At 70.8% G+C, this 20,462-nt stretch carries 20 protein-coding genes; 12 read left to right on the top strand and 8 right to left on the bottom strand.

The annotated features are described in order from the left end of the window. Window positions 1-9 precede the first annotated feature (9 nt). The 3 genes from AB6L24_RS07630 to AB6L24_RS07620 all read right to left on the bottom strand — a co-directional run bounded on the left by AB6L24_RS07630 (window position 10) and on the right by AB6L24_RS07620 (window position 2,047). Entirely contained in the window at window positions 10-585 is a 576-nt protein-coding gene (locus AB6L24_RS07630) for a TerD family protein (RefSeq protein ID WP_030358527.1), read from the bottom strand. Window positions 586-700: 115 nt separating this feature from the next. Next, complete coding sequence (locus AB6L24_RS07625) at window positions 701-1,159, bottom strand: peroxiredoxin (RefSeq protein ID WP_405653517.1); 459 nt, start codon at window positions 1,157-1,159, stop codon at window positions 701-703. Window positions 1,160-1,615: 456 nt separating this feature from the next. Beyond that, the gene (locus tag AB6L24_RS07620; protein WP_405653514.1) at window positions 1,616-2,047 is read right to left on the bottom strand and encodes a DUF3052 domain-containing protein; all 432 of its coding nucleotides are present in this window, start codon (window positions 2,045-2,047) and stop codon (window positions 1,616-1,618) included. A 431-nt stretch (window positions 2,048-2,478) separates the two neighbouring features. On the opposite strand from AB6L24_RS07620, the gene aceE reads away from it, so the two are divergent. Continuing rightward, on the top strand, window positions 2,479-5,226 hold the full coding sequence (gene aceE / locus AB6L24_RS07615; RefSeq protein ID WP_405653511.1) for a pyruvate dehydrogenase (acetyl-transferring), homodimeric type: 2,748 nt from the start codon (window positions 2,479-2,481) through the stop codon (window positions 5,224-5,226). A 100-nt stretch (window positions 5,227-5,326) separates the two neighbouring features. After that, window positions 5,327-6,136 carry a potassium channel family protein gene (locus AB6L24_RS07610; RefSeq protein WP_405653509.1) on the top strand — a complete coding sequence of 270 codons (810 nt, stop codon included), beginning with the start codon at window positions 5,327-5,329 and terminating at the stop codon, window positions 6,134-6,136. Here AB6L24_RS07610 and AB6L24_RS07605 read toward each other — a convergent pair. After that, window positions 6,117-6,530: a peptidase inhibitor family I36 protein gene (locus AB6L24_RS07605; RefSeq protein WP_405653507.1), complete on the bottom strand. Its 414-nt coding sequence runs from the start codon at window positions 6,528-6,530 to the stop codon at window positions 6,117-6,119. The genes AB6L24_RS07610 and AB6L24_RS07605 overlap by 20 nt on opposite strands. 210 nt (window positions 6,531-6,740) lie before the next feature. After that, window positions 6,741-8,375, bottom strand: coding sequence for an MFS transporter (locus AB6L24_RS07600; RefSeq protein WP_405653505.1), 1,635 nt, complete (start codon window positions 8,373-8,375; stop codon window positions 6,741-6,743). A gap of 90 nt (window positions 8,376-8,465) precedes the next feature. On the opposite strand from AB6L24_RS07600, the gene AB6L24_RS07595 reads away from it, so the two are divergent. The 3 genes from AB6L24_RS07595 (at window position 8,466) to AB6L24_RS07585 (ending at window position 11,517) form a co-directional block, all read left to right on the top strand. Further along, window positions 8,466-9,149 carry a TetR/AcrR family transcriptional regulator gene (locus AB6L24_RS07595; protein ID WP_405653503.1) on the top strand — a complete coding sequence of 228 codons (684 nt, stop codon included), beginning with the start codon at window positions 8,466-8,468 and terminating at the stop codon, window positions 9,147-9,149. 214 nt (window positions 9,150-9,363) lie between these two features. Beyond that, window positions 9,364-10,575 carry an alpha/beta hydrolase gene (locus tag AB6L24_RS07590; RefSeq protein ID WP_405653501.1) on the top strand — a complete coding sequence of 404 codons (1,212 nt, stop codon included), beginning with the start codon at window positions 9,364-9,366 and terminating at the stop codon, window positions 10,573-10,575. A 66-nt stretch (window positions 10,576-10,641) separates the two neighbouring features. Further along, on the top strand, window positions 10,642-11,517 hold the full coding sequence (locus AB6L24_RS07585) for a DUF4429 domain-containing protein (RefSeq protein ID WP_405657079.1): 876 nt from the start codon (window positions 10,642-10,644) through the stop codon (window positions 11,515-11,517). Window positions 11,518-11,644: 127 nt separating this feature from the next. Here AB6L24_RS07585 and AB6L24_RS07580 read toward each other — a convergent pair whose 3' ends face one another. Both AB6L24_RS07580 and AB6L24_RS07575 read right to left on the bottom strand, forming a co-directional pair. Next, window positions 11,645-12,652, bottom strand: a complete 1,008-nt coding sequence (locus AB6L24_RS07580; RefSeq protein WP_405653499.1) for an aldo/keto reductase — start codon at window positions 12,650-12,652, stop codon at window positions 11,645-11,647. Window positions 12,653-12,716: 64 nt separating this feature from the next. Next, window positions 12,717-13,166, bottom strand: a complete 450-nt coding sequence (locus AB6L24_RS07575; RefSeq protein ID WP_405653497.1) for a MerR family transcriptional regulator — start codon at window positions 13,164-13,166, stop codon at window positions 12,717-12,719. A gap of 114 nt (window positions 13,167-13,280) precedes the next feature. On the opposite strand from AB6L24_RS07575, the gene AB6L24_RS07570 reads away from it, so the two are divergent. Both AB6L24_RS07570 and AB6L24_RS07565 read left to right on the top strand, forming a co-directional pair. Then, the gene (locus AB6L24_RS07570) at window positions 13,281-13,778 is read left to right on the top strand and encodes a GNAT family N-acetyltransferase (protein WP_405653495.1); all 498 of its coding nucleotides are present in this window, start codon (window positions 13,281-13,283) and stop codon (window positions 13,776-13,778) included. A 10-nt stretch (window positions 13,779-13,788) separates the two neighbouring features. Next, window positions 13,789-14,604 (top strand): serine hydrolase domain-containing protein, encoded by an 816-nt coding sequence (locus tag AB6L24_RS07565; RefSeq protein ID WP_405653493.1) that lies wholly within the window; start codon window positions 13,789-13,791, stop codon window positions 14,602-14,604. A 149-nt stretch (window positions 14,605-14,753) separates the two neighbouring features. Here AB6L24_RS07565 and AB6L24_RS07560 read toward each other — a convergent pair whose 3' ends face one another. Further along, window positions 14,754-15,410 carry a pirin family protein gene (locus tag AB6L24_RS07560; protein WP_405653491.1) on the bottom strand — a complete coding sequence of 219 codons (657 nt, stop codon included), beginning with the start codon at window positions 15,408-15,410 and terminating at the stop codon, window positions 14,754-14,756. A gap of 146 nt (window positions 15,411-15,556) precedes the next feature. Between AB6L24_RS07560 and fasR the strand changes: the two genes are divergently transcribed. The 5 genes from fasR to fabF all read left to right on the top strand — a co-directional run bounded on the left by fasR (window position 15,557) and on the right by fabF (window position 20,422). Beyond that, a complete protein-coding gene (fasR, locus tag AB6L24_RS07555; RefSeq protein WP_405657078.1) occupies window positions 15,557-16,696 on the top strand; it encodes a fatty acid biosynthesis transcriptional regulator FasR in 1,140 nt (379 codons plus the stop codon). Window positions 16,697-16,785: 89 nt separating this feature from the next. Beyond that, window positions 16,786-17,697: an ACP S-malonyltransferase gene (locus AB6L24_RS07550; RefSeq protein ID WP_405653489.1), complete on the top strand. Its 912-nt coding sequence runs from the start codon at window positions 16,786-16,788 to the stop codon at window positions 17,695-17,697. 22 nt (window positions 17,698-17,719) lie between these two features. Then, on the top strand, window positions 17,720-18,721 hold the full coding sequence (locus AB6L24_RS07545) for a ketoacyl-ACP synthase III (protein WP_405653486.1): 1,002 nt from the start codon (window positions 17,720-17,722) through the stop codon (window positions 18,719-18,721). A gap of 72 nt (window positions 18,722-18,793) precedes the next feature. Further along, window positions 18,794-19,042 carry an acyl carrier protein gene (locus AB6L24_RS07540; RefSeq protein WP_030358543.1) on the top strand — a complete coding sequence of 83 codons (249 nt, stop codon included), beginning with the start codon at window positions 18,794-18,796 and terminating at the stop codon, window positions 19,040-19,042. Window positions 19,043-19,159: 117 nt separating this feature from the next. Beyond that, window positions 19,160-20,422, top strand: a complete 1,263-nt coding sequence (fabF, locus tag AB6L24_RS07535) for a beta-ketoacyl-ACP synthase II (RefSeq protein ID WP_405653484.1) — start codon at window positions 19,160-19,162, stop codon at window positions 20,420-20,422. Window positions 20,423-20,462: the final 40 nt, after the last annotated feature.

Genomic DNA, 20,462 nt, shown 5'->3' with positions numbered 1-20,462 from the left:
CTGCTCGGCTCAGACGTTGACGCCGAAGTCCTGCGCGATGCCGCGCAGACCCGAGGCATACCCCTGACCGACGGCGCGGAACTTCCACTCCGCGCCGTGGCGGTACAGCTCGCCGAAGACCATGGCCGTCTCCGTGGAGGCGTCCTCGGAGAGGTCGTAGCGGGCGAGCTCCGCCTCGCCGGCCTGGTTCACCACGCGGATGAAGGCGTTGCGGACCTGGCCGAAGGACTGCTGGCGGTTCTCGGCGTCGTAGATCGAGACCGGGAAGACGATCTTCTCGATGTCCGCCGGGACGGCCGCGAGGTTGACCTTGATCTGCTCGTCGTCGCCCTCGCCCTCACCGGTGATGTTGTCGCCGGTGTGCTCCACGGAGCCGTCGGGGCTCTTCAGGTTGTTGAAGAACACGAAGTTGGCGTCACTGCTGACCTTGCCCTCCGCGTTCGTCAGGATGGCGCTGGCGTCCAGGTCGAAGTCCTGACCGGTGGTGGTACGGACATCCCAGCCGAGGCCGACCGTGACGGCGGTCAGGCCGGGCGCCTCCTTGCTCAGAGATACGTTGCCGCCCTTGCTGAGGCTGACTCCCACGAGTCCTCCCAAATAGTGTCCAGGGGCGGGGAGCCCCAGTCGTGCTTGCCATCGGATCAACGTGTGGATCCTAGTGACCGGTTCCCGGTGGCCACAGGCTTCCACACGGGTGTTCTCAGAGGTTCTGAAGCGCCTTCACGTACTCGTTCAGGTCCCGGGCGTCGGGCAGGCCGTTCACCACGGTCCAGCGCACGACGCCGTCCTTGTCGATGATGAAGGTGCCGCGCACCGCGCAGCCCTTGTCCTCGTCGAAGACGCCGTACGCCCGCGAGGTCTCGCCGTGCGGCCAGAAGTCCGACAGGAGCGGGTACTCCAGGCCCTCCTGCTCGGCGAAGACGCGCAGGGTGTGGATGGAGTCGTTGGAGACGGCGAGGAGCTGGGTGTCGTCGTTCACGAACTTCGGCAGTTCGTCGCGCAGGGCGCAGAGCTCGCCCGTGCACACGCCGGTGAACGCGAACGGGTAGAAGAGCAGCACCACGTTCTTCTGTCCCCGGAAGTCCGCGAGCCGCACCGTGCGCCCGTGGTTGTCCTTGAGCTCGAATTCCGGAGCCTTGACGCCGACCTCGATCACCACGAGCAGCCACTTCCCTTCGCCTGGGCCATTGGGGTGCCCCCAGCGTACGGGTGGGCCTCGTCCCCTCGCGGGGCGCCCCTGGACCCCGGAGGTGGGTGTCCCGTGCGGGTGGGGACGGTCCGCGCCCGATCGGCCTGCGGCCTCGTCCGCAAACTCCCCCAAGCTCTTAAGGAGCAGGGGGGACCCCCACGACGGGCTGAGAACTTCCCCGGGGCGGGCTGGAAGTGTGCGGGTGAGCCTCAGGCCTTGTGGCGGGTAATTCTCAGCCCCTCCGGCGTTTGAGGAGCGGGGTCTGGGGCGGAGCCCCAGGAAGGGCGGGCGGGTGGGAGAAAGCCCGTCCGGCGATCGAGGACGAGCGCGCAGCGCGATCGGGGGCGCGCCCCCCGACACACGTGAGGCCCCCGACGGACGAACCGTCGGAGGCCTCACGGGGGGCTGCAAAGGGCCTACGGCCAGCTAGCGCTTCTTGGCGGCTGCCTTCGGCGTGAGCAACCGCGAGCCGTTCCAGTCCTTGCCCGCGTTGATGCTCTTGGTCTGGGACAGACCCGCGGTGGTGGCGGCCTCACCGATGTCACTGGGCTCGACGTACCCCTCCCGCCCAGTCTTGGGTGTGAGGAGGAGGATCGAACCACCTTCCTCCATGTACGCGATGGCATCCACCAGCGCATCGGTCAGGTCCCCGTCGTCCTCACGGAACCAGAGCACCACGGCATCAGCCACGTCGTCGTAATCCTCGTCGACGAGCTCCGTGCCGGTGGTCTGCTCGATGGCCTCGCGGAGCTCCTGGTCGACGTCGTCGTCGTAGCCGATCTCCTGGACCACCATGTCGGGCTGGAAACCCAGCCTTACGGCAAGGTTCGTCTCCGCGTGGTCCGCGGTCGCGCTCACGGATTGCCTCCTGATCTTGTTCTTGGGAATGCCTTCGGCCCCGCGCGTGCGAGGGGCATTGGCCGTAGTCCACACGGGCGGGACGGATCGCGCAAGTACCCAGCCGTCAAGACCGCCGAAACAGTGACGTTCCCGACCGTGTCACCGCAACTGTGGCCGCATCCGGAAGGGGCCGGACGACTCCACGGAGCCGTTGGGCGGGATGGGCGTATCGTTGCGATTTGGCCGAGCCTACCCCAGGGACGGCGGCCGTCGTCCCGGTTACCTGGAGGTAGAGATGACGTGGAGCGCACCGGGGTAGACGATGGTGAGCGTCGTACGCACGAGCCCAGAGAGTCCAGAGCAGAGCCCCGGTCAGGGCCGGAGCAGAGATCAAGCCCGAGCACGAACCGCATCGCGCGCACCGCGCGACCACACAGCGAAGGAACAGCGTGGCTTCCGGATCCGATCGCAACCCGATCATCATTGGCGGCCTTCCCAGCCAGGTCCCGGATTTCGATCCAGAAGAGACCCAGGAATGGCTCGACTCCCTCGACGCCGCCGTCGACGAGCGCGGCCGTGAGCGGGCCCGCTATCTGATGCTCCGCCTGATCGAGCGCGCCCGCGAGAAGCGCGTCGCCGTGCCCGAGATGCGCAGCACGGACTACGTCAACACGATCGCCACCAAGGACGAGCCGTTCTTCCCCGGCAACGAGGAGATCGAGCGCAAGGTCCTGAACGCGACCCGCTGGAACGCGGCCGTGATGGTGTCCCGCGCGCAGCGCCCCGGCATCGGGGTCGGCGGTCACATCGCCACCTTCGCCTCCTCGGCGTCGCTGTACGACGTGGGGTTCAACCACTTCTTCCGCGGCAAGGACGAGGGCGACGGCGGCGACCAGATCTTCTTCCAGGGGCACGCGTCCCCCGGCATCTACGCCCGCGCCTTCCTCCTCGACCGGCTCTCCGAGCAGCAGCTCGACGCGTTCCGGCAGGAGAAGTCCAAGGCGCCGCACGGCCTTTCGTCGTATCCGCACCCGCGTCTCATGCCGGACTTCTGGGAGTTCCCGACGGTCTCCATGGGCCTCGGCCCGCTCGGCGCGATCTTCCAGGCGCGGATGAACCGCTACATGGCGGCGCGCGACATCGCCGACACCTCCAAGTCGCATGTCTGGGCCTTCCTCGGCGACGGCGAGATGGACGAGCCGGAGTCGCTCGGGCAGTTGTCCATCGCCGCGCGCGAGGGGCTCGACAACCTCACCTTCGTCGTCAACTGCAATCTGCAGCGCCTGGACGGCCCGGTGCGCGGCAACGGCAAGATCATCCAGGAGCTGGAGTCGCAGTTCCGCGGCGCCGGATGGAACGTCATCAAGCTGGTGTGGGACCGCAGTTGGGACCCGCTGCTCGCGCAGGACCGGGACGGCATCCTGGTCAACAGGCTGAACACCACGCCCGACGGCCAGTTCCAGACGTACGCCACCGAGACCGGTGCCTACATCCGCGACCACTTCTTCGGCGACGACCAGCGGCTGCGCGCCATGGTCGAGAACATGACCGACGACCAGATCCTGCACCTGGGCCGCGGCGGTCACGACCACAAGAAGATCTTCGCGGCGTTCGCCGCGGCCAAGGCCCACAAGGGCCAGCCGACGGTGATCCTGGCCCAGACCGTCAAGGGCTGGACGCTCGGCCCGAACTTCGAGGGCCGCAACGCGACCCACCAGATGAAGAAGCTGACGGTCGACGACCTCAAGGGCTTCCGCGACCGGCTGCACCTGCCGATCACGGACAAGCAGCTGGAGGACGGCGCGCCGCCGTACTACCACCCGGGCCGGAACTCGGAAGAGATCCAGTACATGCACGACCGCCGCAAGGGCCTCGGCGGCTACGTCCCGACCCGTGTGGTGCGCTCCGAGCCGCTGCACCTGCCCGAGGACAAGACGTATGCAGCTGTGAAGAAGGGCTCCGGGCAGCAGTCCATCGCCACCACCATGGCGTTTGTGCGGCTCCTGAAGGACCTCATGCGGGACAAGGAGATCGGCAAGCGCTTCGTGCTGATCGCGCCCGATGAGTACCGCACCTTCGGCATGGACTCGTTCTTCCCGAGTGCGAAGATCTACAACCCCCTTGGCCAGCAGTACGAGGCCGTGGACCGGGATCTGCTGCTCGCCTACAAGGAGTCCCCGACCGGGCAGATGCTGCACGACGGCATCTCCGAGGCGGGCTGCACGGCGTCCCTGATCGCCGCGGGCTCGGCCTACGCCACCCACGGCGAACCGCTGATCCCCGTGTACGTCTTCTACTCGATGTTCGGTTTCCAGCGCACCGGCGACCAGTTCTGGCAGATGGCCGACCAGCTCGCGCGCGGATTCGTCCTGGGCGCGACCGCCGGACGCACGACCCTGACCGGTGAGGGCCTGCAGCACGCCGACGGGCACTCGCAGCTGCTCGCCTCGACCAACCCGGGCTGCGTCGCCTACGACCCGGCCTTCGGCTTCGAGATCGCGCACATCGTCCAGGACGGCCTGCGCCGGATGTACGGCTCGTCGGCGGACCACCCGCACGGCGAGGACGTCTTCTACTACCTGACGGTCTACAACGAGCCGATCCAGCACCCGGCCGAGCCCGAGAACGTGGACGTCGAGGGCATCCTCAAGGGCATCCACCGCTTCAAGGCGGGCGAGCAGGGCGCGATCCCGGCGCAGATCCTCGCCTCCGGCGTCGCGGTGCCGTGGGCCGTCGAGGCCCAGCAGATCCTCGCCGCCGAGTGGAACGTCAAGGCGGACGTCTGGTCGGCGACCTCCTGGAACGAGCTGCGCCGCGAGGCCGTCGACGTGGAGCGGCACAATCTGCTGCACCCCGAGGAGGAGCAGCGCGTCCCCTATGTGACGCGGAAGCTCACCGGCGCCGAGGGGCCGTTCGTGGCCGTCTCCGACTGGATGCGGTCCGTGCCCGACCAGATCTCCCGCTGGGTGCCGGGCACCTACCAGTCGCTCGGCGCGGACGGCTTCGGCTTCGCGGACACGCGGGGTGCCGCCCGCCGCTTCTTCCACATCGACGCCCAGTCGATCGTGGTCGGCGTGCTCACCGAGCTGGCCCGCGAGGGCAAGATCGACCGCTCCGTCCTGAAGCAGGCGATCGACCGCTATCAGCTCCTGGACGTCGCGGCGGCCGACCCGGGCGCCGCCGGGGGCGACGCCTGACGGCCGGAACAACCGGCACGACTGGCACATAAACACCTCATCAGTGCGACGGGCGGCGGGCCGTGGGGCCTCCGCCCGTCGGGCTTTCTACGATGCGGGCATGAAGGAACAGTCGGCACAGGTCCGTTGGGAGCGCCGGACGCAGCGTCCGCTGCTCGCGCTCGCCGTGGCCTTCGCGGTCGCCTACGCCGTGCCCATAGTGCGGCCCGAGGCGGGTGAGTCCGTGACGCGTGCCTGCACCGCCGTGGAGTGGTCCGTCTGGGGCGCCTTCGCCGTGGACTATCTGGTGCGGCTCGCGCTGGCCGAGCGCCGCGCCCGGTTCGTGCGCACGCACTGGCTCGACCTGTGCGCCGTGATCCTGCCGATGATCCAGCCGCTGCGGCTGCTGCGGCTGGTCTCCACCCTCCTCCTGGTCGGACGGCGGGCCCGGATGGCGTCGCAGATCAAGCTGACGACGTATGTCGTGGGCGCCGTGGTCGGTCTGTTGATGTTCGGCTCGCTGGCCGTGCTCTCGGTGGAGCGGGAGTCGCCGGACGGCAACATCAAGACGCTGGGCGACGCGGTGTGGTGGTCCTTCACCACGATGACCACCGTGGGCTACGGCGATCACGCGCCGACGACCGGGCTCGGTCGGGTGCTCGCGGTCGGCCTGATGCTGTCGGGCATCGCGCTGCTCGGTGTCGTCACCGCCAACATCGCGGCGTGGTTCATCGCCCGCTTCGAGAAGGACGACGCCGAGGAGCGCCGCCAGACCGCCGCGATCGAGTCCCTCACCGCGGAGATCATCGCCCTGCGCGCGCAGGTCAGCGCCCTGTCCGGGGCGTCGGCGCCGCCCGCCGTGCCCCGCCAGGCCACGGCAGGGGACGCCGTCGGTGAGGCGGGGCCGCCGCTCAGCTCTCCCAGATCTTGAACGCCCGCACCTTGTAGGGCGACTCCGGGGCCCAGGTGCCGGTGCCCGGATACGTGTTGAACTCCCCTGTCTCGGCGCACTCCGCCGACTGGTACGTCGTGACGGGCCGGCCGGTGCGGTTGGCGATGGCCTGCGCGCTGCCCCCCTCCGGCAGCGCGACACAGCTCTCGATGTCCGTACCGGCCAGCTCGTACGTGTGGCGTTGGCCCTTGAAGCCGGCCTTCTGCCAGAGGCAGAGCTCCCCGGGGCCGCAGCCGCCGAGCCGTGGTGGTCCCGCGGCTCCGGCGTGTGCGGGCGTCAGGACCACGGCGGCCAGGGCGGCCGTGGTCAGCGCGAGGACGGCCGTGGCTCCGGCCGTGGCGGCGGGCAAGGTGGATCGCGTGGTCGTACGCATGTGCTTCAACCCCCGTGTCGTATCGCTCACTTGTCGCCACTCTCGACCGTGGGACACGGGGCCGGAAAGGGGTTCTCGTACCGCTCACCCTGATAGGCGAAAGCCCCCCGAGCGGACCCGGAGGGCTTTCCCTGAGACGGCTTCTCCCGGCTACGGGGTTTCCCCTAGAGGCGCACGCCCTAGAGGCGCACCCCCTCGATGTGCACAGCCCTAGATGTGCGCGGCCCCGGCACCCGCCTCCGCGTTCGCCCCGCGCTTCGTCAGCGTCGCCACCACCGCCGCGATCACGCCGACGACCCCGGCGACCGTGAAGGCCACGCCCATGCCCGACATGAACGTGTCGTGCACGACGTCCGTGATGGTGCCGAGGACACCCTCGTCGACGCTGGGGGCCCGGCCGACCTGCTCCGGCACGGACCCGGTCGCGGCGGCCTTGTCGAGGCCGGGCGGCGGGGTGCCGGGCAGCCCGGCGTCCTGCCAGTTGCCCTGGAGGTCGGAGTCGACGGTATTGGACATCACCGCGCCGAGGACCGCCGTGCCGAGGCTGCCGCCGACCTGCATGCCGGCCTGCTGGAGGCCGCCCGCGACGCCGGAGAGCTCCAACGGGGCGTTGCCCACGATGACTTCGGTGGCGCCGACCATGACGGGGGCGAGGCCGAGGCCGAGGAGGGCGAACCAGACGGACATCGGCAGGGTGCCGGTGCCCGTCGTCATGGTGGTCATGCCGAACATCGCGACCGCGGTGCACACCATGCCGCCCACCAGCGGCACCCGTGGGCCGAACCGGGTGATCAGGGCTCCGGCGAGCGGTGAGGAGACGATCATCATGGCCGTCAGCGGCAGCAGGTGCAGACCGCTGTCGACAGGGCTCATGCCGTGCACGTTCTGCAGGTAGAAGGTGACGAAGAACAGGCCGCCCATGAAGGCGAAGGCCATCAGGACCATCAGGGCGGTGCCCGCGGACAGCGGCACCGAGCGGAACAGGCCGAGCGGGATCAGCGGCTCCGCGACCCGGTTCTCCCACCAGGCGAACAGCACGAAGCACAGGACGGACGCGGCGAGGAACGCCCAGGTCTTGCCGCTGCCCCAGCCCCAGGGGTCGCCCGCCTTGATGAGCGCCCAGATCAGGGCGAACATCGCGGCCGAGAGCAGCACGATGCCGGGGATGTCGAAGGAGCGCGGCGCGTTCTTCGCCCGGTGGTCCTTGAGGATCAGCACGCCGAGCACCAGCGCGAGGACGCCGACCGGCACGTTGATGAAGAACACGGACTGCCAGTTGACGTGCTCGACGAGGACGCCACCGAGGATGGGGCCGCCCGCGGTGGAGGCGCCGATGACCATGCCCCAGATGCCGATGGCCATGTTGAGCTGCGCGGCCGGGAACGTGGCCCGCAGGAGGCCGAGCGCGGCCGGCATCAGGAGTGCGCCGAACAGCCCCTGGAGCACGCGGAAGGCGATCACCAGGGAGACGCTGCCGGACAGGCCGATGGCCCCGGAGGCGAGGGCGAAGCCGACCACGCCGATGAGGAAGGTCTGGCGGTGGCCGAAGCGGTCGCCGAGCTTCCCGGCGGTGATGAGGGCGACGGCGAGCGCGAGGAGATAGCCGTTGGTGATCCATTGGACGTCCGCGAGGGAGGCGCCGAGGTCCTTGGTGATGGCGGGGTTGGCGACGGCGACGATCGTGCCGTCGAGGGCGACCATCATCACGCCGATCGCGACGGAGAACAGCGTGAGCCACGGGTGGCCGCGCAGGCCGCGCGGGCCGCCGAGTTCGCCGGCCGGAGCGGTGGTCGGGGCGGGCTCCGGTGCCTCGTCCGCCTTGTCGACGGTGGTCTGACTCGTCATGCGCCGAGGCTAATGTCAGTCGCTGACAGTTGACAGTGCATGGCATAAGTCGGTCGCTGTCATTTAGCTCACAGCCGCGACCTCGCGGGTATGGTGAGCTGGCCAAACGGGCTGGAGCAGCGGAAGAGACGGGGTGCGGGCGTGACCGGGCCGGGCTTGCGCGAACGCAAGAAGCAGCGCACGCGTGACGCCCTGTTGCGTGCGGCGCTCGAACTGTTCACCACCAAGGGGTACGAGGAGACGACGGTCGACGAGATCGTCGAGGCCGTCGACGTCTCCCAGCGCACGTTCTTCCGGCACTTCGCGGGCAAGCAGGAGGCCGCCTTCGCCATGCAGGAGATGGTGGAGGCACGGTTCCTGAAGGCGCTGCGCGAACGCCCCGCCGACGAGGCCCCGTTCGCGGCGCTGCGCGGGGCGGTGCTCGGCTCCTGGGACGCGGTGGGCGAGTCCATCGAGGCCGTCGTGCCGGTCGAACTCCACATGCGCACCTACCGGATGATCGAGTCCACCCCCGCGCTCCTCGCCGTCCACCTGCGCCGTTCCATCGAGATCGAGGAGCAGGTCGCACAGCTGATCGCCGAGCGCGAGGGCATCGACCTCGCCGTCGATCCACGCCCGCGGGTGGCGGTCGCCGCGTTCAGCGGCGTCATGCGGGTCACCGGGCGGCTGTGGGGCGCGGGCGAGGACATCAGCGTCGACTCGATCCGCGCGATCACGGAGTCCTATCTGGACCACCTGGGCCCGGCGCTCTCCGCGGACTGGCACGCGGGCTGACCGGGCCGATTTCCCCACCGGCGCACCCACGTCGAGTGACTGCGGCGCACTCCGCGTGACCGCGCGCCGCACACGCGCCTCGTACGCACCCTACGCACAGAGCGTGACGAACGCGCAAGGGAAGTGTCCACTTCACCACAATTACCCCTCCAGAAACGTGATCTGCCTCACCCCGTGCACGGGAGGCTTCGCGCTTCTCCTAGGGTGTCCCGCAGTGACTTCCTTCGACTCATCCCCCCAACTCGGCGTCTGGCGCGCACTGCTCGCGCTCACCGTGGTGTTCGTCATGCTCGCGACCACCGGCTGGACCGCGGTGCGCCAGCACAACGGCGCAGGATCGCCGCTCGAAGCCACCCTGGCCGCCTGGGACCGCGGACGCATCGACGGGCGTGACCTGCCCGACTCCGGCGCACCCGCGGTCAGGATCGCCCGGTTCTTCGCCTCGCTCACCGCTCAGCAGCGCACGCGCCTCGCCGCCCGGTACCCCCTCGCCGTCGGCAACATGAACGGCGCCCCCGTACAACTGCGGTACCGCGCGAACCGGGTCGCCCTGCAACAGGCGCGCGCGATCGAGAAGGAGCGCGTCCACGACGACCGCCTCTCGCCCGTGGGCAAGCAGGAGGCGGAGCGCAGGATGAAGCGGTTCGGCGTGATGATGCGCCCGGACCGCCAGGTCCTCGCCTTCGACCCGATGGGGTCGGGGCGCATGGCCGAGGTCTACGGAGACCTCGACCGGGCCGCACGGGTGTCGGTCGTGGTGCCCGGAGTCGACACGAACGTCCTCACCTTCGAGCGCACCCAGCGCAAGTACGCGGCGCCCGTCGGCATGGCGCAGTCGCTGTACCGCGCGGAGCGCGCGGTCGACCCCCGCGCGCGCACCGCCGTGATCGCCTGGGCCGACTACACCGCGCCCGTCGGCCTCGGCGTGGACGCGGCCACCTCGATGCGCGCCGACGACGGGGCCGTCCGCCTCGACTCACTGGTGAGCGCGCTGCCCGGCCGGGCCGCGGTGGCGCTGTACTGCCACAGCTACGGCTCCGTGGTGTGCGGAGTCGCGGCCCACCGGCTGCCGTCGCGGGTCACCGACATCGCGGTCGCGGGCAGCCCCGGCATGCGCGCCGACAACGCCACGGGCCTCGGCAGCCGCGCGCGGATCTGGGCCGCACGGGACAGCGACGACTGGATCCAGGATGTGCCGCACATGGAAGTCGGCGGGCTCGGCCACGGCGCCGACCCCGTCTCCGCGGGCTTCGGCGCGCGCGTGGTGTCCGCCGACCGCGCCCGGGGCCACACGGGTTACTTCGAGCCGGGCACGGACAGCCTGCGCAACTTCGCCCAGATCGGCGTCGGCGCGTACGACAAGGTGCGCTGCGCCGTTCAGTCCGTGGCCTGCCGGGAAGGTATGTCCGGTACGACAGCGGCCTGACGCGCGTAGAAATCGACGAAACAGCGGCCCGCCGCAGGAGAGACGGAGAAGCGCGTGCCGCATACGATGAGCCGCATGGGTGATGTACTGGCCGGATTTCACGCCGCCTGGGAGTTCGAGTCCGACTCCGTGCTCATCCGCTTCGAACGGGGGATCCGTACGCCGAAGCTGTTCCAGGCTCTCGGTGAGCGCCGCATCCCCCATGAGGCGATCGCGGGGGTCACGCTCACACCGGGCAAACGCGGGACGACCGTCCTGCACGCCGTCCCGAGACCGGGCGCCGATCCGCTCATGGAGGCGGCGGCGGGACAGCTCAAGGACGGCTCCGATCCCTACCGCCTGGTGCTCCCGGCAGAGCGCGAGACGCTCGCCGAGTACTACGCGGACGAGCTGCGCGCCGCCCTCCCCTCGGACGACCCGGGCCCGGCGGAGCGCCATCTGGTGGCCGCGCCCGAGGCGCCGCTGCAGTTCAAGGCGTACGACGGGAAGGCGTCCTTCGACGGCAAGACGGTGGCGTTCCGCTGGTTCTGGACGGGGGCCTCGTCGGCGAAGTGGAAGGCCGGTGACCAGAGTTTCCTGGTCACCGACCTGAGCGGGGTCGAGTGGCGCTCGCCGGAGGTCTTCGAGGGCCATCTGCGGCTGCTGCGCCGCGAGGCACAGCCCGCGCAGCCCGCGCAGGCGGACCAGGATCCGGCGGCCGTCGTGTTCGGCCTCGGCTACGGCCCCGTGCACGAGTCGTTGCCGTTCGCCGCGGCTGTCCTCGCGGCCGTGCGGGCGTCGGGGCCCACGCCCGCCGTGATTCCCGCGGCCGCGCCGGCTGTTCGGCGTGACCCCGCGGACATCGCCGAGCGGATCCGGCATCTCGGCGAGCTGCATCAGGCCGGGCTGCTCACCGACGACGAGTTCACGGCGAAGAAGGCGGAACTGCTCGCTGAGCTTTAGCTGGCCCCTGGGCCCTGGGGGACTGCGCCGCAGAGGGCTCGTGCATGTGTCGTTCGGCGGCCGCGGGTGGCTTGTGGCTGGGCGCGCAGTTCCCCGCGCCCCTTATGGGGCACCACCGCGCGCCCCCTTACTCCCTGCCCGCCGACGTGAACGTCATGTCCGCGTACCTGTCTCCCGACACCCGGGCCGCGATCGGGTCCAGGAGGGCCAGTTCGGTGGGGGTCAGGGTGATGCGTGTGGACGCCGTGTTCTCCTCCAGGCGGGTGCGCTTGCGGGTGCCGGGGATGGGGACCACGGGGAGGTCGTGGGCCTCGGCGCGCTGTTGCACCCAGGCCAGGGCGACTTGGGCCGGGGTCGCGTCGTGCGCGGCGGCGACCGTGCGGAGCGGGTCGAGGAGGGCCGCGTTCGCCTCGGCGTTGGCGCCGGTGAAGCGGGGCTGCTGGCGGCGGAAGTCGCCCTCGGTCAGGTCCTTGTCGGCGCTCACGAAAGAGCCGGTCAGGAAGCCGCGGCCGAGCGGGGAGTACGGGACGAGGGTCACGCCGAGCTCGGCGGCGGCCGGGACGACGGCGCGCTCGATGTCGCGGCTGAACAGCGACCACTCCGACTGCAGGGCCGCGATCGGGTGCACGGCGTGCGCGGCGCGCAGCTCGTCGCCGGTGACCTCGCTGAGCCCGAGGTGCTTGACCTTGCCCGCGGCGACCAGCTCGGCCATCACGCCGACCGTCTCCTCGATCGGCACCCTCGGGTCGCGGCGGTGCATGTAGTAGAGGTCGATGGCGTCCACGCCGAGGCGGCTCAGGCTGGCGTCGACGCAGGCGCGTATGTACTCCGGCGCGTTGTTGATGATCCGCTTCGTCGGGTCGGCCGGGTCGATGGCCAGGGCGAACTTCGTGGCGATGACGACCTCGTCGCGGTGCGCCGCGAAGAAGGGGGCGAGGAACTTCTCGTTCTCGCCGCTCGCGTACGCGTCGGCGGTGTCGTAGAGCGTGACGCCCAGGTCGAGCGCCCGCTCCAGGGTGGCCCTCGCCTCGTCGGCGTCCGTCGGGCCGTACGCGAAGCTCATGCCCATGCAGCCGAGGCCCTGGACGCCGACCTCGGGGCCTGTCGTGCCGAGCCGGGCGGTGTTGATCTTCACTTGGTCGTGCCTCCGCTGGGATTCAGGGTGGTGGGGGTGGTGGGGGTGGTGGAGCGGCCGGGGCTCAGGAGTAGATGTCGATCTTGTGGTCCAGGACGGCGAGCGTGCCCTGGAGTTCCGCGATCCGGGCCCGGACGTCCCTGCGGGTGCGCTCCAGGAGTTCCCGGCGCTGCGCGAAGGTGTGCTCGCCCTCGCGCACCAGCTCCGCGTAGCGCACCATGTCGGCGACCGGCATCCCGGTCAGGCGCAGCTTGCCGACGAGGGTCAGCCAGTCCAGGTCACGGTTGCGGTAGCGGCGCTGGCCCGTGTGGGAGCGGTCGATGTGCGGCATCAGGCCGATCCGCTCGTACCAGCGCAGGGTGTGCGCGGTCAGACCGGTCACCGCGACGACCTCGCTGATCGTGTAGTGGTCCTGCCCGTCCGGGCGCGGATGGGCGGGCGGGGGCGGGCAGATCTCGGGCGCGGCCGGGTCGCGGGTGGGGGCGGGTGCGGGGGTGGTCTCCATCACCGTCATGGCCCCCACGCTAGAACCTTGGAGCGCACTCCAAGCAAGGGCAATTCGAAAGATCGCCGGACCCGGCCGTAATCCACGGGACGGCGCCGGGGCGCGGTGGCTAGCGTGCGGCCCATGAATCCTGTACGACGCGCCGCGGTGGCGGACGCCGAAGAAGTCATACGCCTGCGCCAGGTCATGATCGACTCCGTGCACACCCTGGACGGCACCCTGCCCACCGCCTCCGTCACCGACTGGCACGCCGAGTCCATCCCCACCGTGCGCGAGCGCCTCGCCGACCCCGAAGGGAACTTCGCCGCGTTCGTCGTCGACCACCCCGAGCGGCCCGGCGCCCTCGCCGCGCTCGCCGTGGGCACCCTGGAGTACCGCATCGGGCGCGCGGGCAATCCGCACGGCGTCGCCGGCTATCTCTTCAGCGTCGCCACCGACCCCGGCATGCGCCGCCGAGGCTTCTCGCGCGCCTGCGTGGAGGCGCTCATCGACTGGTTCCGGGAGCGCGGCGCCGGGCAGGTCGACCTCACCGCGTCGCCCGACGCCGAGCCGCTGTACGCCTCGCTCGGGTTCGTCCGCAAGCCCGACCCCTACATGCAGCTGAAACTCAACGACGCTTAGGCTCGTACGCATGCAGAGCCTGGCGTTGATCGAGAACTGGCCGGTCCCGACCGCTGCCGCCGCCGTCGTCCGCGCGGACGGCACCGTCGCGGGGACGCGCGGGCCCACCGGGCAGCGGTTCGCCCTCGCCTCCGTCACCAAGCCCCTCGCGGCGTACGCGGCGCTCATCGCGTACGAGGAGGGGGCGATCGAGCTGGACGAGCCCGCCGGTCCTGACGGGGCCACCGTGCGGCATCTGCTCGCGCACACCAGTGGGCTCGCCTTCGACGAGCACCAGGTGGCGGCGGCGCCGGGGACGCGGCGGCTGTACTCCAACGCCGGGTTCGAGGTGCTGGGCGAGCACATCGCCAAGGCCACCGAGATCCCCTTCGCGGACTATCTGAGCCAGGCCGTCCTGGAGCCGCTCGGGATGTCCTCGACGTTCCTCGACGGCGGGGCCTCGCCCGCGAAGGACGGGGTGTCGACCGTGGACGATCTCGTGCGGTTCGCCGCCGAGGTGCAGCAGCCTCGGCTGCTCGACGCCCGGACCGTCGCCGAGGCCATGTCCGTGGCCTACCCCGGGCTCAAGGGCGTGCTTCCCGGGTACGGGCACCAGAATCCCAACGACTGGGGGCTCGGGTTCGAGATCCGGGACGGGAAGTCGCCGCACTGGACGGGGAGTTCCTCTTCGCCGCGGGCCTTCGGGCACTTCGGGCAGGCGGGAACGTTTCTCTGGGTGGACCCCGACGCGGGGGCCGCCTGCGTGGCCCTGACGGACCGGGCGTTCGGGCCGTGGGCCGTGGAGGTCTGGCCGACGTTCACGGACGCGGTGCTGGCCGAGCTGTAGGCGCGGGGGCGCCGGGGCTGAGGTACCGAGAGTGCGTTGCCCGGCGCCGCGGGGTCCGCCTGTGCCCACCCTCCCCCGAGCTCTCGGCTCCGCTCGAGCAGGGGGGACCCCCATCGCCCTCTGGGCGGACCAGCTGCCCACAGTCTCACCTACCCCATCTCCCACACCAGCAGCTCCGCCCGCCCGTCGTACGACACCACGTCGAGCCCCTCCTCCCCCGTCAGTCGGGCCGAGTCGCCCGGGCCCAGTTCCTCGTCCGCCAGAGCCACCACGCCGTCGACCACGTGGACGTAGACCGTGGGGGCGTCGGGGAGGGCCGTGCGTTCGCCGGGGGCCAGGCGGCGGACGTGGAGGAGGGCGGAGGCGGCGGGGACGGCGTAGGGGGTGGAGTCGGCGATGCCGCGGACGACGGCGTAGGACGGGGGGCCGCCGGGGTCCCGGGGGGCCAGCCACATCTGAAGGAACGTCAGCGGCTCGGGGCCCGCGTTGCGCTCGACGTGCCGGACCCCCGCGCCCGCGCTGAGGTGCTGGACGTCGCCGCGGCGGACGACGGACTCGTGGCCCGCGGAGTCCCGGTGGGTCAGCTCGCCCGCGACGACCCAGGTGACGATCTCGGTGTGGCTGTGCGGATGCTCGTCGAACCCGGCGCCGGGTGCGAGGTGCTCCTCGTTGCAGGCGAGCAGCGCGCCGAAGCGGAGGTTGTCGGGCTCGTAGTAGGGCCCGAAGGAGAAGGCGTGGAAGGAGTCGATCCCCGCCATGGGGTCGCCCCCGGGATACCGCTCACCGGAGCGCCGTACTTCAATCACGCCCCCCACCGTAGACCCGGCCCCGCACGCCGCCGTCCCGATAAGGCAGTCTTGTCCCCGTGCCCGTACCTGAAGCGAACTCAGCCCACCAGGACGCCGGAGCCGACGCCCGGCGCGGCGGCCGCGCCCACGCGCACGCCGCGACCCTGAAGCGCCTGGAGAAGTCGTCCGGCAGCCTCGCGGCGCAGGCGATCGCGCGCATGGACGAGACGCTGTCCTGGTACCGGGCGATGCCACCGGAGAACCGCTCCTGGATCGGCCTGGTCGCGCAGGCGGGCATCGCCGCGTTCACCGAGTGGTTCCGGCACCCCGACGCCCCCCAGGCGATCTCGACGGACGTCTTCGGCACGGCGCCCCGCGAGCTGACCCGGGCGATCACGCTGCGCCAGACCGTGGAGATGGTGCGGACCACCATCGAGGTCATGGAGTCGGCGATCGACGAGGTCGCCGCGCCCGGCGACGAGTCGGTCCTGCGCGAGGCGCTGCTCGTCTACGCCCGCGAGATCGCCTTCGCCACCGCGCAGGTGTACGCACAGGCCGCCGAGGCACGCGGTGCCTGGGACGCGCGCCTGGAGTCGCTCGTCGTGAACGCCGTGCTCTCCGGGGAGGCCGATGAGGGTGCCGTCTCCCGTGCCGCCGCCCTTGGCTGGAACTCGCCGGACCATGTGTGCGTGGTGCTCGGTACCGCACCCGACGGGGACAGCGAGCTCACCGTGGAAGCCATCCGGCGGGCCGCCCGGCACGCCAAGCTCCAGGTCCTCACCGGCGTGCTCGGCACCCGGCTCGTCGTGATCGCGGGCGGCAACGACAACCCGCTGGCCGTGGCGAAGGCTCTGATCGGGCCGTACGCGGCCGGGCCCGTGGTGGCCGGGCCCATCGTGCCCGACCTGCTCGCGGCCACCCGCTCCGCGCAGGCGGCCGCCGCGGGCCTGAAGGCGTGCGGTGCCTGGCAGGACGCGCCGCGCCCCGTCCTCGCGGACGATCTGCTGCCGGAGCGGGCGATCGCGGGCGATCCGGCGGCGCGCGAACAACTGGTGGAGGAGATCTACAGACCGCTGGAGGAGGCCGGTTCGGCGCTCCTGGAAACCCTCAGCGTCTACCTGGAACAGGCGAGCAGCCTGGAGGGCGCCGCACGGATGCTCTTTGTGCATCCCAACACCGTGCGCTACCGGCTTCGACGTGTGACTGACGTCACCGGCTGGTCCCCTTCGGATGTGCGCTCGGCGTTCACTCTGCGCATCGCGCTGATCCTGGGACGTCTCGCCGACGGTGATCCCCAGGCTTAAGTCTTTGTCGGGGCTCTACAATTCCCTCAGCGGTTCTTCGTCCCTGTCCCCACGGGCGGTTCGTACTGTCCACAAGAGAGAGTGTGAGAGTGCTCGTACTCGTCGCTCCCGGCCAAGGCGCTCAGACGCCCGGCTTCCTGACCCCCTGGCTCGACCTCCCCGGTGCCGCCGACCGGCTCGCCGCCTGGTCGGACGCCATCGGGCTCGACCTCGCCCACTACGGAACGCAGGCGGACGAGGACGCGATCCGTGACACCGCGGTGGCCCAGCCGCTCCTTGTGGCCGCAGGCCTGCTCTCCGCCGCGGCACTGGGTGACATCACGCCCGGCGCCGTCGCCGGGCACAGCGTCGGCGAGATCACGGCCGCCGCGTACGCCGGTGTGCTGACCGAGGACGACGCCCTGCGGTTCGTGCGCAAGCGCGGCCTCGCCATGGCCGACGCCGCCTCGGTGACGGAGACCGGCATGGCGGCGCTGCTCGGCGGCGACCCCGAGGTCACCCTGCCGCACCTGGAGAAGCTGGGCCTGACCCCGGCGAACGTGAACGGCGCGGGCCAGATCGTGGCCGCGGGCACCCTGGAGCAGCTCGCCGCCCTCGCGGAGGACAAGCCCGAGGGCGTGCGCAAGGTGGTGGCCCTCAAGGTCGCCGGCGCGTTCCACACGGAGCACATGGCACCCGCGGTGGCGAGGCTGGAGGAGGCCGCGGCCGGTCTCACCGTCGCCGACCCGCGGCTCACGTACCTCTCCAACCGCGACGGCAAGGCGGTCTCCGCCGGCGCCGACGTGGTCTCCCGGCTGGTCGGCCAGGTCGCCAACCCGGTCCGCTGGGACCTGTGCATGGAGACCTTCAAGGAGCTCGGTGTGACGGCGCTGATCGAGGTGTGCCCCGGCGGCACCCTGACCGGTCTCGCCAAGCGCGCGCTCAAGGGTGTCAAGACACTCGCGGTGAAGACCCCCGATGACCTCGACGCGGCCCGCACGCTCGTCGCCGAGCATTCCTGAGCGAGACAAGGAGCCGTAGCGCATGTCGAAGATCAAGCCCAGCCAGGGCGCCCCGTACGCACGGATCATGGGCGTCGGCGGCTACCGCCCCACGCGGGTCGTGCCGAACGAGGTCATCCTCGAGACGATCGACTCGTCCGACGAGTGGATCCGCTCCCGCTCCGGGATCCAGACCCGGCACTGGGCCTCCGAAGAGGAGACCGTCGCCGCGATGTCCGTCGAGGCGTCCGGCAAGGCCATCGCGGACGCGGGCATCACGCCCGAGCAGATCGGCGCCGTGATCGTCTCCACCGTCTCGCACTTCAAGCAGACCCCGGCCATCGCCACCGAGATCGCCGACAAGCTCGGCACGGGCAGGCCCGCCGCGTTCGACATCTCCGCGGGCTGCGCGGGCTTCGGGTACGGCCTCACCCTCGCCAAGGGCATGGTCGTCGAGGGCTCCGCCGAGTACGTCCTCGTCATCGGCGTGGAGCGGCTCAGCGACCTCACCGACCTGCACGACCGGGCCACGGCGTTCCTGTTCGGCGACGGTGCCGGCGCGGTGATCGTGGGCCCGTCCAAGGAGCCGCGGATCGGTCCGACGGTCTGGGGCTCGGAGGGCGACAAGTCCGACACGATCAAGCAGACCGAGTCGTGGGAGGCGTACCGCAACGGCGCCCCCGACAAGTTCCCTGCGATCACGCAGGAGGGCCAGGCGGTGTTCCGCTGGGCCGTGTTCGAGATGGCGAAGGTCGCCCAGCAGGCGCTGGACGCGGCCGGAATCACCGCGGACGACTTGGACGTCTTCATTCCGCATCAGGCCAACGAGCGGATCATCGACTCGATGGTGAAGACTCTGAAACTGCCGGAGCACGTCACGGTCGCCCGTGACGTGCGCACCACCGGCAACACCTCGGCCGCCTCGATCCCGCTCGCCATGGAGCGGCTTCTGGCGACCGGTGAGGCGAAGAGCGGCGACACCGCGCTCGTCATCGGCTTCGGGGCGGGTCTCGTGTACGCCGCCACGGTCGTTACCCTCCCCTAGGCACCCACTGCGGATCTTCGGATCCACGCGGTTGCCGCCACACCCTCTGGATACATACGAAGGAGCGCCAACATGGCCGCCACTGAGAAGGAGATCGTCGACGGTCTCGCCGAGATCGTCAACGAGATCGCCGGCATCCCGGTCGAGGACGTCCAGCTGGACAAGTCCTTCACGGACGACCTGGACGTCGACTCGCTGTCCATGGTCGAGGTCGTCGTCGCCGCCGAAGAGCGCTTCGACGTCAAGATCCCGGACGACGACGTCAAGAACCTGAAGACCGTCGGCGACGCGACGAAGTACATCCTCGAGCACCAGGCCTGACACCAGGTCCGAGCCTGACGACCGCAGGCTCGTGCCGGCCGGGGCTCTTGCCAGCCGCCACCCGGCGGTGGCGCCGCCGCATCCGCATCTGAACCAAATCGTGGAGAGAGAAATCCAGTGAACTCGACCAATCGCACCGTGGTCGTCACCGGTATCGGCGCAACCACACCGCTGGGTGGCGACGCGGCATCGACCTGGGAGGGTCTGCTCGCAGGCCGTTCCGGGATCAGCCTCATCGAGGAGGACTGGGCGGCCGAGCTGCCCGTCCGCATCGCCGGCCGCATCGCCGTCGAGCCGACGGAGACCATCCCGCGCCCGCAGGCCCGCAAGCTCGACCGCTCGGCGCAGTTCGCGCTCGTCGCGGCCGACGAGGCCTGGAAGGACGCGGGCTTCACCGCGAAGGCCGGTGAGGACACCGCCGTCGACCCCGACCGGCTCGGCGCGGTCATCGCCTCCGGCATCGGCGGTGTGACGACCCTCCTCGACCAGTACGACGTGCTGAAGGAGAAGGGCGTACGCCGCGTCTCCCCGCACACGGTCCCCATGCTGATGCCCAACTCGCCCGCGGCGAACGTCGGCATCACCCTGAACGCCCGCGCCGGGGTGCACACCCCGGTCTCGGCCTGCGCGTCCGGCGCGGAGGCCATCGGCTACGCGATCGAGATGATCCGCACCGGCCGTGCCGACGTCGTCGTCGCCGGTGGCACGGAGGCGGCCATCCACCCGCTGCCGATCGCCGCGTTCGGCAACATGATGGCGATGTCGAAGAACAACGACGACCCGCAGGGCGCCTCCCGCCCCTACGACCGCGACCGCAACGGCTTCGTGCTCGGCGAGGGCGCGGGCGTGATCGTCCTGGAGTCCGAGGAGCACGCCAGGGCCCGCGGCGCGCGGATCTACGCGGAGGCCGTCGGCCAGGGCATCTCGGCCGACGCGCACCACATCACGCAGCCCGAGCCGTCCGGCAACGGCATCGCCGCCGCGCTGCAGAACCTGGTCGACAACACCGGTCTGAAGCCCGCCGAGATCGTGCACATCAACGCGCACGCCACCTCGACCCCGCAGGGCGACGTCGGTGAGATCAAGGCGCTGCGCCAGGCGTTCGGCGACGACGTCGACCACATGGCGATCGCCTCGACGAAGTCGATGACCGGTCACCTCCTGGGCGGCGCCGGTGGCGTGGAGACCGTCGCGACGGTCCTCGCCCTGTACCACCGGGTGGCCCCGCCGACGATCAACATCGACAACCTCGACCCCGAGGTCGAGGCGGACATCATCCGCGGCGAGCCCCGCCCGCTGCCCGAGGGCACGATCGCGGCGCTGAACGACTCGTTCGGCTTCGGCGGCCACAACGTGGTCCTGGCCTTCCGCACGGTGTAACCACCGTCGGCAGCAGTCACGTCGAAGGCCCACCCGGTCG

It is taken from the genome of Streptomyces sp. RK9 (genome assembly GCF_045070545.1).
Lineage (GTDB): Bacteria > Actinomycetota > Actinomycetes > Streptomycetales > Streptomycetaceae > Streptomyces > Streptomyces alboflavus.
Note: the sequence above shows the minus strand (reverse complement) of the source record. Positions and strands in the feature narration are given on the sequence as shown.